Genomic DNA, 13,875 nt, shown 5'->3' with positions numbered 1-13,875 from the left:
CCGAGCGAGGAGCGCACGTGAGCCTTGTCGTGCAGAAGTACGGAGGCTCCTCCGTAGCCGATGCCGAGGGCATCAAGCGCGTCGCCAAGCGGATCGTGGAAGCGAAGAAGAACGGCAACCAGGTTGTCGTCGTCGTTTCCGCGATGGGCGACACGACGGACGAGCTGATCGATCTCGCCGAGCAGGTATCGCCGATGCCTGCCGGGCGTGAGTTCGACATGCTGCTGACCGCCGGAGAGCGTATCTCCATGGCCCTGCTGGCCATGGCGATCAAAAACCTGGGTCACGAGGCCCAGTCGTTCACCGGCAGCCAGGCAGGCGTCATCACCGACTCGGTCCACAACAAAGCCCGGATCATCGACGTCACGCCGGGCCGGATCCGCGAGTCCCTGGACAAGGGCAACATCGCCATCGTCGCCGGCTTCCAGGGCGTCAGCCAGGACAAGAAGGACATCACCACGCTGGGGCGTGGCGGGTCCGACACCACCGCCGTGGCGCTCGCGGCCGCGCTCGACGCCGAGGTCTGCGAGATCTACACCGACGTCGACGGCGTGTTCACCGCCGACCCGCGCGTGGTGAAGAAGGCGAAGAAGATCGACTGGATCTCCTTCGAGGACATGCTGGAGCTCGCCGCCTCCGGCTCCAAGGTGCTGCTCCACCGCTGTGTGGAGTACGCCCGCCGTTACAACATCCCGATCCATGTCCGGTCCAGCTTCAGCGGACTGCAGGGCACCTGGGTCAGCAGTGAGCCGATTGGGGACCAGAAGGTGGAGCAGGCCATCATCTCCGGTGTCGCGCACGACACCTCCGAGGCCAAGATCACGGTCGTCGGCGTGCCGGACAAGCCGGGTGAGGCCGCCGCGATCTTCCGGACCATCGCCGATGCCGAGATCAACATCGACATGGTCGTGCAGAACGTGTCCGCCGCCTCCACGGGCCTGACGGACATCTCCTTCACGCTGCCGAAGACCGAGGGCCGCAAGGCCATCGACGCGCTGGAGAAGAACCGGCCGGGCATCGGCTTCGACTCGCTGCGCTACGACGACCAGATCGGCAAGATCTCCCTGGTCGGCGCCGGTATGAAGACCAACCCGGGTGTCACCGCCTCCTTCTTCGAGGCGCTGAGCGACGCGGGCGTCAACATCGAGCTGATCTCGACCTCGGAGATCCGCATCTCGGTCGTCACCCGCAAGGACGACGTGCCGGAGGCCGTGCGCGCCGTGCACACCGCGTTCGGGCTCGACTCCGACACGGACGAGGCCGTCGTCTACGGAGGCACCGGCCGATGACCACGAAGCCGACGCTCGCGGTCGTGGGAGCGACCGGAGCCGTCGGCGCGGTCATGCTCCAGATCCTGTCCCAGCGCGCGGACGTCTGGGGCGAGATCCGCCTGATCGCCTCCCCGCGCTCGGCCGGCCGCAAGCTGGCCGTGCGCGGGGTGGAGGCCGAGGTGATGGCCCTGACCGAGGACGCCTTCGCCGGGGTCGACGTCGCGATGTTCGACGTGCCCGACGAGGTGGCCGCCCAGTGGGCGCCGGTCGCCGCCGGGCGCGGTGCGGTCGTCGTCGACAACTCCGGCGCCTTCCGGATGGACCCGGACGTGCCGCTGGTCGTGCCCGAGGTCAACGCGCACGCGGTGCGCAACCGGCCGCGCGGCATCGTGGCCAACCCCAACTGCACGACCCTGTCGATGATCGTCGCCCTGGGCGCGCTGCACGCCGAGTTCGGGCTGCGCGAGCTGGTGGTGTCGTCGTACCAGGCGGTGAGCGGGGCCGGGCGGGCCGGGGTGGACGCCCTGCGGGCCCAGCTCTCCCTGGTCGCCGGGACCGAGCTGGGCACCAAGCCCGGCGACGTACGGCGGGCCGTCGGGGACGACACCGGGCCGTTCCCGGAGCCGGTGGTGCTCAACGTCGTCCCCTGGGCCGGGTCGCTGCGGGAGGACGGCTGGTCCTCGGAGGAGATGAAGGTCCGGGACGAGTCACGCAAGATCCTCGGACTGCCCAAGCTGCCGGTCGCCGTCACCTGCGTCCGGGTGCCGGTGATCACCGGGCACGCGCTCACCGTCCACGCCCGCTTCCAGGGCGAGGTCGGCGTCGACGGCGCCCGCGAGATCCTCGCCACCGCCCCCGGCGTCGTGCTCTGCGACGACCCGGCCGCCGGCGAGTTCCCCACCCCCGCCGACGTGGTCGGCACCGACCCCACCTGGGTCGGGCGGGTGCGGCGGGCCCTGGACGACCCGACCGCGCTGGAGCTCTTCGTGTGCGGCGACAACCTGCGCAAGGGCGCCGCGCTGAACACCGCTCAGATCGCCGAGCTGGTGGCGGCGGAGATCACGGGGGAGGCCGCTCCCCGCGGGTAGTACATGTTTGTAGGATCCAGGTAAGAATGTGGCCGGGAGCATGGTCCACACCACTTGATCCGGACTGCCCGGCGACAGAGGATTTTTCTCCCCGCCCCCCGCAACCACGCGGAGGGCGGGGAGCGTCTTTGCGGTCACCCTTGCGGGGCTGCGGACATGAGGTCCTGGCGTGGGGACGCCGTGATCCGGGCGTGGGGACGCCCGTCAAACAGGACATAGGGGAAGAGCGGACGCATGACGGCACTAGAGGCACCGTCGGTCGTCGCACATGTGACGCCCGGCACGTACAACCCTGACGGGGGGAGACGTGTCCAACTGGCGTGGCAGAGGTACTCGAACTCACTGCGGCCCGCGGCACCGCGGCGCTCCGGCCGCCCCGCGCGGCGGCGCTCCGGCCGCGCATTCCCGGCGGCATGCCGGTGATCGCGCCCATGCCCGCAGCGCGGCCCGCCCGCATACCCAGTCAGCGTGACGGCTCCGACGACACCGCGACCGCCACCGCGGACGCCGCGGCCGTCGGGACGACCGTCGACCACCTCACCGAGACCTACCGGGCGCACTACCGCTCGCTGCTCGGCCTCGCGGCCCTCCTCCTCGACGACACCGCCTCCTGCGAGGACGTCGTCCAGGAGGCCTTCATCCGCGTCCACTCCGCCCGCAAGCGGGTCCGCGACCCCGAGAAGACCCTCGCCTACCTCCGGCAGACGGTCGTCAACCTCTCCCGCTCCGCCCTGCGCCGGCGCATCCTCGGCCTGAAGCTGCTCTCCAAGCCGATGCCCGACATGGCGAGCGCGGAGGAGGGCGCCTACGACCAGCTCGAGCGGCGCGACCTGATCAAGGCGATGAAGGGGCTGCAGCGCCGCCAGCGCGAGGTGCTGGTGCTGCGCTACTTCGCGGACATGACCGAGGCGCAGGTCGCCGAGACGCTCGGCATCTCGCTGGGCTCGGTGAAGGCGTACGGTTCGCGGGGCATCGCCGCCCTGCGGGTGGCCATGGAGGCGCCGGCATGAGCGAGCGACCCGAAGGGGGCGACACCGGTGGCCGCTCCTCCCATGACCGCCACGAGCCCTTCGCCTGGCACGAGCCGACGCGGGGCGACGAGCAAGAGCACACGCAATCGCACGCTGGGAACGGAACTGTGAACCACGGCCCCGACGCACAGGGCCCCGAGGGGTTCGACCCGGGTCTCGACGGCCTGGACACCGACGAGCTGGCCCTGCGCCGCATGCTGCACGCCGCGGTCGAGGACGTCGAACCGCGCACCGGCACCCTGGACCACCTGCGCCGGGCGGTCCCCGCCCGGCGGGCCCGCAAGCGCCAGGCCGCCGTCGGCATGGCCGCCGCGGCCCTGTTCATCGGCACCGCGATCCCCGCCCTCATCCACGTCTCGGGCGCGGGCGGCTCCGACCCGAACACCGCCATGGCCGGACAGACCTCCCAGAGCCAGGGCGGCGCCGACCAGGGAAAGGAACAGGACGGTGGCTCCAGCGGCCCCGTCGGTCACCACGGCAAGACCTCCGGGCCCGGCAAGGACAGCGGCAAGCACGGTGAGAAGGGCGGGACCGGCGGCACCGGCTCGTCCAGCGGGACCAACCCGTCCGCCACCGTGGCCGTCGGCGCCCCGCTGTGCACGGCGGCCCAGCTCGGCTCCGCCACCCAGAGCGTCAACGCGCCCGACTCCGCGGGTGTCGTCTACGGCACCTTCCGCGTCACCAACGTCTCCTCGGCCAGTTGCACCGTCGGCGGCGCGGGCACCGTCGCGGTCGCCGCACAGGGCGCCGCCGACCCGGCCAAGGTGACCGGCGCCCGGCATGTCGCCGGGGATGCGGCGGCCGGGCTGCCCGACCCCTCCCAGGAGGCCACCGCGCTGGTCCTGCAGCCGGGCGCGGCCTACGAGGAGAGGTTCGCGTTCGTGCCCTCCGAGACCTGCCCCACCACCGGCGGCACCACGACCGGCCCGACGACCGACCCCTCGCCGGACCCGACGCCCAGCCAGGACGCCGGTGCCTCGGGGACCACCGACAGCGGCACCTCCTCGGGCACCACGACCCAGCTCGTCACCGAGGACGGCGGCACGGCCGACGGCAGCGTCCTCGTCACCCACACCGCCCAGCCGGGCTCCCCGAGCGTGTCGGCGACGGTCCCGGGCGCGTGCGCCGGGGTGGTGTACTACACCGGGGTGCTGGCGGCGTCGTAGTCGTCGCACGGCGGCCCACCGCTCGTCAGACGGTGGTCCGCTGCTCCTCCTGGCCGGTCTGCTCGGGCACCAGGCCCAGCGCCGCGTCCCGGTGGAACTCCACCTCGCGGCGCAGCAGCCGGAACCACATGAAGACGACGAAGCCGGCGAAGACGAACCACTCGCCGGTGTAGCCGAGGTTCTGGAACGCCTTGAGGTCCAGCCCGGTGCCGTCCGGTGCGGTCGCGGGCACGGCCTTCATCCCGGCGTCGGCCCGGTCCAGGGTGACCCAGGCGTCGTACAGCCTGTACGGCACCAGGTTGACCAGGGAGGCCGAGCTGATCGCCGCCGTCTGCCCGGCGGGCAGCCCGCCCTGGGCGCTGACCCCGTTGTCGCCGGGGGTCTCCGAGGCCTGCAGCGCGCCGGTGACGGTGACCTCGCCGGCGGGCGGGGCCGGTGCCTTGGCCGCGTCGGCGGTGCCGGGCAGCCAGCCGCGGACCACGGGCAGGGCCCGGCCGGAGTCGGTGCGCAGCAGCGTCAGCACGTAGAAACCGCTCTTGCCGTCGAGCTCGCGGCCGGGCACCAGGAGCTGCTTGCCGTACTGGCCGCTCGCGCTGACCCGCCGTCCCGAGGTGGCCTTGTCCACCGGGAGCATCGAGGCCAGCGGCCGCGCCTTCTCGTGCCGGTCGGTGGCGGCCTGTTCGGTTGCGGCGCGATGGTCCTGGACCCGCCCCTCGAACCGGCTCAGCTGCCAGGACCCCATGAAGATGCAGAACGGGACGGCGAGCAGCACGAAGACGTTGATGCCCCACCAGCGGGGTGTCAGCAGAAACCGGTACACGCATCAACGGTACGGCGCCCGTTGCGCGGGGCCGTCCCGGGGGCCCGGAGTGGACAGGTGTGCGGACTCTGTGGGCGTGATCGGGACGTTGTCCACAGGCTGGGGAGGCAGGCCAGCGCGTTGTCGGTCGGGCCAGGCACTATGGGCGCATGACTGGGGCGAAGAGTGACAGCAGGGCGCCTGGGACACCGGGCGCCGACACCATGCCGGACTGGGAGAAGCGCTTTCGGGCGCCGCGGGTCTCGCTGCCCGACTGGGCGCAGGACGCGCCGGACCGATCCCTGTTCGTGTCGAACGCGACGGGTACGTACGAGCTGTACGCCTGGGACCGTGTCACGGGCGAGCAGCGCCAGGCGACGAACCGGCCGAACGGCACGACGGACGGTGTGCTGTCCCCGGACGGCGCCTGGATCTGGTGGTTCGACGACAAGGACGGCGACGAGTTCGGCATCTGGCGCCGCCAGCCCTTCGCGGGCGGCCCGGACGAGCCGGCCGTGCCCGGCCTCGCCCCCTCCTACCCGGCCGGCCTGGCCCTGGCCCGCGACGGCCGCACGGCGGTCGTCGGCCGCTCCACGGACGAGGACGGTACGACCATCCACCTGGCCCGCGCCGGCGAGAGCCCGGTGGAGATCTACCGGCACCGCGAGTCGGCGGGCGTCGGCGACCTCTCGCACGACGGCACCCTGATCGCCGTCGAGCACACCGAGCACGGCGACGCCATGCACGCGGCGCTGCGCGTGCTGCGCCCGGACGGCACGGCGGTCGCCGAGCTGGACGACACCAAGGGCGGCACCGAGGAGCTGGGCCTGGAGGTGCTGGGCTTCGCGCCCGTCGACGGCGACACGCGTCTGCTCATCGGCCACCAGCGCCGGGGCCGCTGGGAGCCGCTGGTGTGGGACGTGGCGACGGGCGAGGAGACCGACCTCGTCCTCGACCTGCCCGGCGACGTCGGCGCCGAGTGGTACCCGGACGGCAGCGCCCTGCTCATCGCCCACAGCCACAAGGCCCGCAGCGAGCTGCTGCGCTACGACCTGGCCACCCGCGAGCTGACCCGCATCCCCACCCCGCCGGGCACGGTCTCCGGGGCGACGGCCCGCCCCGACGGCAGCGTCGAGTACCTGTGGTCGTCGGCCGCCGAGCCGCCCGCGGTCCGCTCGACCAGCGGCGCGGTCGTCCTCGACCCGCCCGGCATGAAGTGCCCGCCGTCGGTGCCGGTGGAGGACGCGTGGGTGGAGGGCCCCGGGGGCCTCGTCCACGCCCTGATCCAGAAGCCGGCCGGTGCCACCGGGCCCCTGCCCACCGTCTTCGACCTGCACGGCGGTCCCACCTGGCACGACAGCGACTCCTTCGCGGCGGCCCCGGCGGCCTGGGTGGACCACGGGTACGCGGTGATCCGCGTCAACTACCGGGGCTCCACCGGGTACGGCCGCGCCTGGACGGACGCGCTCAAGCACCGGGTCGGGCTGATCGAGCTGGAGGACGTCGCCGCGGTCCGTGACTGGGCCGTCTCCTCCGGCCTCGCCGACCCCGCCCGCCTGGTCCTCACCGGCGGCTCCTGGGGCGGCTACCTCACCCTCCTCGGCCTCGGCACCCAGCCCGAGGCGTGGGCGGTGGGCATCGCGGTGGTGCCGGTCGCGGACTACGTCACGGCCTACCACGACGAGATGGAGGCCCTGAAGGCCATGGACCGCACCCTCCTGGGCGGCACCCCGGAGGAGGTCCCGGAACGCTTCGAGGCGTCCTCCCCGCTCACCTACGTCGACCAGGTCAAGGCCCCGGTCTACATCTCGGCCGGCGTCAACGACCCCCGCTGCCCGATCCGCCAGATCGACAACTACGTCAAGCGCCTGGAGGCCCGCGGCGCCACCCACGAGGTGTACCGCTACGACGCGGGGCACGGCTCCCTGGTGGTCGACGAGCGGATCAAGCAGGTCCGGCTGGAACTGGACTTCGCGAGGAGACACCTGCCGGCGGAGTGACTCCGGCCCCGGAAACACCCGTGCACGGCACCGCCCGGGGCGACGTTCCGGGCGGTCAGTCCAGGTCGGCCAGGCCTCGGCGGGTCGCGGCGACGACGACGCGGTCGCCGGGCCGCAGCACGTAGGACGAGGGGACCGTCGCCCGGCCCTCCACCGCCAGCACCCGCCAGGCCCCGGCCCGGAACGCCTCTCCCACGCTCCGCCCCTCCAGCTCCCGGTGCCCGGCCACGTCCACCGAAGCGAACAGCAGCACCCGCCGCTCCACCGGCAGCGCCCCCAGCACCTGACGCCCGAGCATCGCCCCCGCGAACGCCGGCGCCGACAGGTGCGACACACTCCGGCTCCGCGTCGACGCCTGCGGATGCGCGGCCCGCAGCGTCCGGTACACCGCCGCCGCGAAGTCGTCGTCGTACAGCCGCAGCACCACCCGGAGATCCGGCCGCACGGACCGCGCGTACAGCACGGCCTCCAGATTCGTCGTGTCGGCGCTGGTCACCGCGAGCAGCGCGTGCGCCCGGTGGATCTTCGCCGCCTCCAGCACCCCCTCCTGTGTGACGTCCCCCAGCACCACCGGGACCCGCAGCCGGCGTGCGGTCGCCAGCCCCCGCGCCTCCGGGTCGGACTCCACGCACACCACGGAGATGTGCAGCTCCCGCAGCCGGGTCAGCACCCTGGTGCCGATCTTGCCCAACCCGAGCAGCACCACATGCCCGCCGAGCCCGCGCGGGGGCTTGCGCAGCCCGGAGGTGGTCCGGAAGGTGCCGAGCGCCTCGAGCACCGCCGCCAGCAGCACCGGCAGCAGCAGCAACCCGACCAGACCGGACAGCAGTTGCAGCACCTGCCGCCCGATCGGCTGCCCGAGCGCCGGGTCGTCGATCGCGAACAGGTCCAGCAGCGTCAGATAGAAGGCCCCCAGCGGATGCACATCGGCGACCACCCACAGCGCCACGGCGAGCGCCACCACACACCCCACCAGTCCGGCCAGCGACCACCGCAGCCGCCGCGAGAACAGGGAGGCGAGCGGCGGTACGACCCCCACCCCGCGCCCGTCCGCGTCCGACGCCGGACCGCCGGACGCGGACGACACCTCCTCCAGCACGACGGCGGCCCGCCCGTCGGCCCGCCGTACCTCCTCGTCGTCCGGGAGCAGCCGGGGCCCCTGCTCGTCGGCGTCTGCGGCCCCGTCCGCCCCGGCGGCACCCGTGCCGTTCGCCGAGAGCAGGGCCAGTGTGCACAGTCCCCGGTCGGTGATCTGCCCGTCCCGGGACGGCATCCGCTCCACGGCCCGCAGCAGCAGACTGTCGGTCTGGACGACCTTGGTGGTGCCGGCCACCGCGGCGGCGGCCAGCGCGGGCGCGGCGGTGTCGGCGTCGGACAGCACGGTCGTGGACGCCTCCACGGCAGCCGCCGCCCCCTCACCGGGACCGGAGCCGGAGGCCAACGCGGCCGCCTGGTCGAGGAGTTCCTCGATGTGCTGGCCCAGCCGCCGGTTGTAGAGCCGCAGCACGAGCCGCAGGCGCGGGTTGAGCCGGCGGGCGGTCAGCGCGGCCCGGATGTTGGTCTCGTCGTCGTCGTACACGAGCGCCAGCGCGGCGGCCCGCTCCACCCCGGCCTCGGCGAGCACCGCCTCCGTCGGATCGACGGCCTCCAACAGGCTGTCGTCCTCGGCCCGTTGACTCCCGGTGCCCCCGTTCCCACCGACGGGCGGGTGTCCGTTGCCGCCGCCCCGGCCGACGGCGGCGCTGACCACGCGGTCGAGCAGTGCCGCCGAGGCGGCCCGGGCCCGCCCGACCACCGGGGGCCGCGCCGTCCGCTCGCTGGGCGGCACCACGAGGGTGACCTGTTCGCCGTGCATCCCGCGCAGCTCGGCGGTCAGCCGGTGCGCGAGCCCGTCGTCACCGCACACCACCATGTGCGCCACCGGGGCGCCGGGCCCACCCTGATACGGAACGCTCGCCACGAGGGAAAAGACTGCCCCAAGGAAACGGGTGGTTCCAGCAACGAGGTGAACATCTGTGGGCCCGGCCGCGTACGCAGGGGGAGGGAGCACAGAGCCGGAGGTACCCGCCCGTGGCCATCACCGAAGACGCCTCGCCCGGCACCACCGAGCGGGCCGCCCCGGCGCACCCCGCCGGTCCCGGCACCGGCGACCGGGAGAGCGGCACGTCCGGTCCCGGCAGTGGCGACCGGGAGGGCCGCAGGCTCAGCTCCCCGCTGCTCCTCACCCTGGTCCTGCTGCTGGCCGTGCTCGCCCAGTCCCCGTTGCGCGGAGCCCTCGGCACCCCGCTGATGCAGAGCTGGATGACGGTGTTCGTCGCCGTGACCGTCCAGGCGCTGCCCTTCCTGGTCCTGGGCGTCCTCCTCTCGGCGGCCATCGCGGTCTTCGTACCCCCCTCCTTCTTCGCCCGCGCCCTGCCGAGCCGCCCCGCCCTGGCCGTACCGGTGGCCGCGCTGGGCGGCGCGGTGCTGCCGGGCTGCGAGTGCGCCTCGGTCCCGGTGGCGGGCGCGCTGGTGCGCCGGGGCGTGACCCCGGCCGCCGCCCTGGCCTTCCTGCTGTCCGCCCCGGCGATCAACCCGATCGTGCTGACCGCCACGGCCGTCGCCTTCCCGCGCGACCCGGAGATGGTGCTGGCCCGCTTCCTCGGCAGCCTCCTGGTGGCCTGCGCGATGGGCTGGCTGTGGCAGCGCCTGGGCCGCACGGACTGGCTGCGCCCACCGGCGCACGGGGCACACGAGGGCGCCACCAGGGGCGAGGCGTTCTGGAACTCGGTCCGGCACGACACCATGCACGCGGGCGGCTTCCTGGTGCTGGGCGCGATGGCCGCGGCCACGCTGAAGGCGGCGACCCCGGCGACCTGGCTGCGCACGGCGGCGGACCAGCCCCTGTTCTCCGTGCTCGCGCTGGCCGTGCTGGCCGTGCTGCTGTCCATCTGCTCGGAGGCGGACGCGTTCGTCGCGGCCTCCCTCACCCAGTTCTCCCTGACGGCCAAGCTGGTGTTCCTGGTGGTGGGTCCGATGATCGACCTCAAGCTCTTCGCGATGCAGGCCGGTACCTTCGGCCGCGGCTTCGCCCTCCGCTTCGCCCCCGCCACGTTCGCCCTGGCGATCGGCGGCGCGGTGCTGACCGGGGCGGTACTCCTGTGAACCGCCAGGCCCAGGCGGCCGTCATGTTCCTGCTCGGCGCCGCCCTGCTGCACGCGGGCGCCACCGACCTCTACCTGCGGTACGTCAAGGCCGGTCTGCAACCCCTGCTGCTGGCGTCGGGCGCGGTGCTGATCGCGGCGGCGCTGGCGACGGCATGGTACGAACGCAGAGCCGCGAAGGCGGCCAAGGCGGTCGCCGCGGAGGAGGGTGCCCACTCCCACCCCGAACCCCGCATCTCCTGGCTGCTGCTCCTGCCCCTGCTGTCCCTCATCCTGGTGGCTCCGCCGGCCCTCGGCTCGTACAGCGCCCTGCGCTCCGGTACGGCCCTGCAGAAGCCGTACGGCTACGGGAAGTTGCCCACCGCCGACCCGGCCCCGCTCAGCGTGGTCGACTACGCCTCGCGTGCCGCCTACGACCACGGCCGCTCGCTGCACGGCCGCCCCGTCCGTGTCACCGGCTTCCTCGCGCTGGACCACTCGGGCGCCCCGTACCTGGTCCGCATGGCCCTCAACTGCTGTGCGGCGGACGCCCAGCCGGTCAAGATCGCCCTGACCGGCACGCTGCCCCCGGTGCTCCGCCCGGACGCCTGGCTGGAGGTCACCGGCACCTACACGCCGAAGCTGACCCACGATCCGGTCAACAACGGACCGATCCCCTACCTGAAGGTCACGTCGGCGAAGCCGGTACCGACCCCGCACGATCCGTACGACGAGACCTGGAACAACTGAGGCAACCGGCCCCGAACCGACCGGCCTCAGCCCAGGCACACCACGAGGAGGCAGAGGTGGGACGGGGAGGTGGGGTCCGAGGACGGGGTCGTGGAGGACGAGGACGACGTGCTCGTGTCGGTGGAGGGCGCGGGGGAGGGGCTGGACGGCTGCTGCGCCGACGTACCGGAGCCGGTGGAGCCGGTGTCCGTGGTGTCCGCGCCGCTCGTGTCTCCCGCGCTCGTGCCGCCCGAGGCCGGGACGGCGGCCTGGTGCTGTGCGGCCGGGGCCCCGGCGGGCAGGGGCGTGCTGGCTGCGGCGTCCGGGTGGGCGTTCGCCGGGGTGGTGCGCGGTGCGGCGGCGCGGTGGGGACCGCCGGTGGTGCCGGTCGCGGGCTGCCGGGCGTGGCCGGGAGCCGTCTGGTGTGAGGAGCGGTGGGTGCCGGGGGCCGGGGACGCCGGGCCGTTGTCGGGGGAGGCCTCGCCGTCCCGGGCGCCCATGGGCCGGTCGTCCGGTGCGGCGGCCGCCTGGGCCCGGTCGCCGGACGAGCGGTCCATGGAGGCCAGGGTGAGCCCGCCGCCGACGAGCGCGACGGCGGTCGCGACCGCGGCCCGGCGCTTGTTCTTCTTCCAGCGGGCCAGCTGACGCCGCCGCGCGGCCCGTCCCCGCGGCGCGGGCGGAGCGCCCTCCACGTCACCGGAGGGGTGGAAGCGCGGGGTCTCGTCGGACCCGGCGGCGGCCGCCGGCTCGGCGGGAAGCTCGTCGTACCAGGCGTCGTGGGGGGTGTTGTACGAGGCGTCGTGCGAAACGCCGTGCGGGGCGGCTTCGTGCGAGGCACTCCGCGTGCTCATGGCCCTCGGAGGAGCGATGTCCGGGGCGTAGGCGCCGCACCCGGGGCACACCAGGGCGCCGTTCAGGTGGCGGCGGCACGAGGAGCAGTAGTCCATGTGAGGGCTTCCTGGGTCGGCGGCTCCAGCGGCCTCGGCCGGGGCCTGGCCACGTTCGCACGTGGGATCGAGCGGCCAGCAACGCTAACGAGGCTTTCGGAAGACTGTGTGCACCCCATGTGGCTCTCCTGCACACATTCTCTGCGGATTCATGGGCCGTCCCGGATTCAGCCCGGGTCCGGCCCGGATGCATCGGTCAGGTGGCCAGGAGTCGTAAGAACCCCGTCAAAGCCGTACGGGCCGCCGTAAGAGAGCCGTCAACGGGCGGCCGGAACCTGCACAGGAACCGGCCGCCGCCCCGCATGCTCGGTCACGGCGACACCCGACCCGGCCGGGTTGATCACCGGGCCGCCGTACAGGTCCTAAGTGCCCTCGCTCCCCGTCTCCCGACCCGCTGCCGGAGCCCCGGCCCGGTCCGGCACACGGCCCACCGTGCTCTCTCGCACCGCCAGCCGGTGCGGTGCGCGGATCTCCTCGCCCGGGACCGGGGTGGGGCTGGCGATGCGGGTGAGGAGGCGGTCGACCGCGGTCTCGGCGATCATCCGCTTGTCCGGCGAGATCGTGGTGACGGACGGGTTGGAGTAGCGCCCGTCCTCAATGTCGTCGTAGCCGACGACCGCGATGTCCTCGGGGACGCGCAGCCCCCGTGAGGCCAGCGTGCGCATCGCGCCCAGGGCGACCAGGTCGCTGTAGCAGAAGACGGCGTCGGGCGGTTCGGGCAGGCTCAGCAGGTGCTCCATGGCGGCGGCGCCGTCGGAGCGGTTGAAGCGCGGGGTGGAGATCACCAGCTCCTCGCGCACGGGTGTCCCGGCGCGCTCGTGGGCCAGCCGGAAGCCGCGGGTGCGCAGCTGAGCCGCCTCGCCGGTGCGGTACGGCTGGTCGCCGATCGCCGCGATACGGCGCCGGCCGAGCCCGATGAGGTGCTCGGTGGCCTCCCGGGAGGCGGCGACGTCGTCGATGCCGACATGGTCGAACCCGCCGTCGCTGACCCGCTCGCCGAGGACGACCAGCGGCAGGCTCGGGTCCCGCGCGGACAGGTCGGCCTGCGCCAGGCCCAGCGGGCTGAAGATCACGCCGTCGAAGAGCAGGTGGGTCGACCCCCGGGTGAGGAACAGCTTCTCGTGCTCGGCGTCGCCGTCCGTCTGGTCGATCAGGACGTTGTACCCCTGGACCCGGGCCGCGCGGATGATGCCCTGGAGCAGCTCGGAGAAGTACGGGGTGTCCAGGTAGGGCACCACGACCGCGATCTGGCCGGAGCGGCCGGCGGCGAGGTTGCGGGCGAGCACGTTGGGCCGGTAACCGAGTTCCTCCACGGCCCGCTGCACCCGTGCCCGGGTGGCCTCGGCGACCGGTGCGTAGCCGTTGACCACGTTGGACACCGTGCGGCTGGAGACACCCGCACGTGCGGCCACATCGCGAAGTGTGACGCCTTTGCCCATGAGTGCACCTTTTGCCTGTGGAGACCGATGTGACCGTTGTGCTGTTACCGGGAGGCGCTGAAGTTTCTTCTGCGCATCCTCTTGCAGCGTGGCAATCCTCGGGTTAACACTTTTGCAGCGCTGCAGAGCGTATCAGAGACGATTTCGACGACGCGATCAGTTGCCACTGCCTCTCCGCGCTGGGGCGAACCCCCGAATGCGGTCCAACTCGCCATGTCGTTCCCGCCTCGTGGCCGACTGTGGTTCAGATCTCGGACAACGTCCGGGATTTCGAACGATCGAC

The 13,875-nt window shown here is 73.2% G+C and carries 11 protein-coding genes; 7 read left to right on the top strand and 4 right to left on the bottom strand.

Annotated features, from left to right (window positions below):
• Positions 1–17: 17 nt before the first annotated feature.
• The 4 genes from ACZ404_RS17045 (at position 18) to ACZ404_RS17030 (ending at position 4,556) form a co-directional block, all read left to right on the top strand.
• A complete protein-coding gene (locus ACZ404_RS17045; RefSeq protein WP_468440482.1) occupies positions 18–1,289 on the top strand; it encodes an aspartate kinase in 1,272 nt (423 codons plus the stop codon).
• The gene (locus ACZ404_RS17040) at positions 1,286–2,359 is read left to right on the top strand and encodes an aspartate-semialdehyde dehydrogenase (RefSeq protein ID WP_468440480.1); all 1,074 of its coding nucleotides are present in this window, start codon (positions 1,286–1,288) and stop codon (positions 2,357–2,359) included. Before ACZ404_RS17045 ends, ACZ404_RS17040 begins: the two co-directional genes overlap by 4 nt.
• A gap of 320 nt (positions 2,360–2,679) precedes the next feature.
• Positions 2,680–3,369: a SigE family RNA polymerase sigma factor gene (locus tag ACZ404_RS17035; protein ID WP_468440478.1), complete on the top strand. Its 690-nt coding sequence runs from the start codon at positions 2,680–2,682 to the stop codon at positions 3,367–3,369.
• Positions 3,366–4,556 carry a hypothetical protein gene (locus tag ACZ404_RS17030; protein WP_468440476.1) on the top strand — a complete coding sequence of 397 codons (1,191 nt, stop codon included), beginning with the start codon at positions 3,366–3,368 and terminating at the stop codon, positions 4,554–4,556. The genes ACZ404_RS17035 and ACZ404_RS17030 overlap by 4 nt, the downstream gene beginning before the upstream one ends.
• Before the next feature lie 25 nt (positions 4,557–4,581).
• On the opposite strand, the gene ACZ404_RS17025 is transcribed toward ACZ404_RS17030, so the two are convergent.
• Positions 4,582–5,376, bottom strand: a complete 795-nt coding sequence (locus ACZ404_RS17025) for an SURF1 family protein (RefSeq protein ID WP_468440474.1) — start codon at positions 5,374–5,376, stop codon at positions 4,582–4,584.
• 149 nt (positions 5,377–5,525) lie between these two features.
• On the opposite strand from ACZ404_RS17025, the gene ACZ404_RS17020 reads away from it, so the two are divergent.
• Positions 5,526–7,355 (top strand): S9 family peptidase, encoded by a 1,830-nt coding sequence (locus ACZ404_RS17020; protein ID WP_468440472.1) that lies wholly within the window; start codon positions 5,526–5,528, stop codon positions 7,353–7,355.
• A 55-nt stretch (positions 7,356–7,410) separates the two neighbouring features.
• Here ACZ404_RS17020 and ACZ404_RS17015 read toward each other — a convergent pair whose 3' ends face one another.
• On the bottom strand, positions 7,411–9,267 hold the full coding sequence (locus tag ACZ404_RS17015; protein WP_468440613.1) for an NAD-binding protein: 1,857 nt from the start codon (positions 9,265–9,267) through the stop codon (positions 7,411–7,413).
• 158 nt (positions 9,268–9,425) lie between these two features.
• On the opposite strand from ACZ404_RS17015, the gene ACZ404_RS17010 reads away from it, so the two are divergent.
• On the top strand, positions 9,426–10,499 hold the full coding sequence (locus tag ACZ404_RS17010) for a permease (RefSeq protein WP_468440470.1): 1,074 nt from the start codon (positions 9,426–9,428) through the stop codon (positions 10,497–10,499).
• Complete coding sequence (locus tag ACZ404_RS17005; protein WP_468440468.1) at positions 10,496–11,227, top strand: TIGR03943 family putative permease subunit; 732 nt, start codon at positions 10,496–10,498, stop codon at positions 11,225–11,227. Before ACZ404_RS17010 ends, ACZ404_RS17005 begins: the two co-directional genes overlap by 4 nt.
• A 26-nt stretch (positions 11,228–11,253) precedes the next feature.
• On the opposite strand, the gene ACZ404_RS17000 is transcribed toward ACZ404_RS17005, so the two are convergent.
• Positions 11,254–12,153 carry an SCO2400 family protein gene (locus tag ACZ404_RS17000; protein ID WP_468440466.1) on the bottom strand — a complete coding sequence of 300 codons (900 nt, stop codon included), beginning with the start codon at positions 12,151–12,153 and terminating at the stop codon, positions 11,254–11,256.
• A gap of 362 nt (positions 12,154–12,515) precedes the next feature.
• A complete protein-coding gene (locus ACZ404_RS16995; RefSeq protein ID WP_468440464.1) occupies positions 12,516–13,592 on the bottom strand; it encodes a LacI family DNA-binding transcriptional regulator in 1,077 nt (358 codons plus the stop codon).
• Positions 13,593–13,875 lie beyond the last annotated feature (283 nt).

The organism is Streptomyces sp. NPDC030798, assembly GCF_055572275.1.
This window is presented reverse-complemented; position numbering and strand designations above follow the sequence as displayed.

Coding starts and splice junctions, on each gene's coding strand:
- ACZ404_RS17040 (WP_468440480.1), top strand. CDS start 1,286: ATGACCACGAAGCCGACGCTCGCGGTCGTGGGAGCGACCGGAGCCGTC.
- ACZ404_RS17030 (WP_468440476.1), top strand. CDS start 3,366: ATGAGCGAGCGACCCGAAGGGGGCGACACCGGTGGCCGCTCCTCCCAT.
- ACZ404_RS17020 (WP_468440472.1), top strand. CDS start 5,526: ATGACTGGGGCGAAGAGTGACAGCAGGGCGCCTGGGACACCGGGCGCC.
- ACZ404_RS17015 (WP_468440613.1), bottom strand. CDS start 9,267: ATGGTGGTGTGCGGTGACGACGGGCTCGCGCACCGGCTGACCGCCGAG.
- ACZ404_RS17000 (WP_468440466.1), bottom strand. CDS start 12,153: ATGGACTACTGCTCCTCGTGCCGCCGCCACCTGAACGGCGCCCTGGTG.
- ACZ404_RS16995 (WP_468440464.1), bottom strand. CDS start 13,592: ATGGGCAAAGGCGTCACACTTCGCGATGTGGCCGCACGTGCGGGTGTC.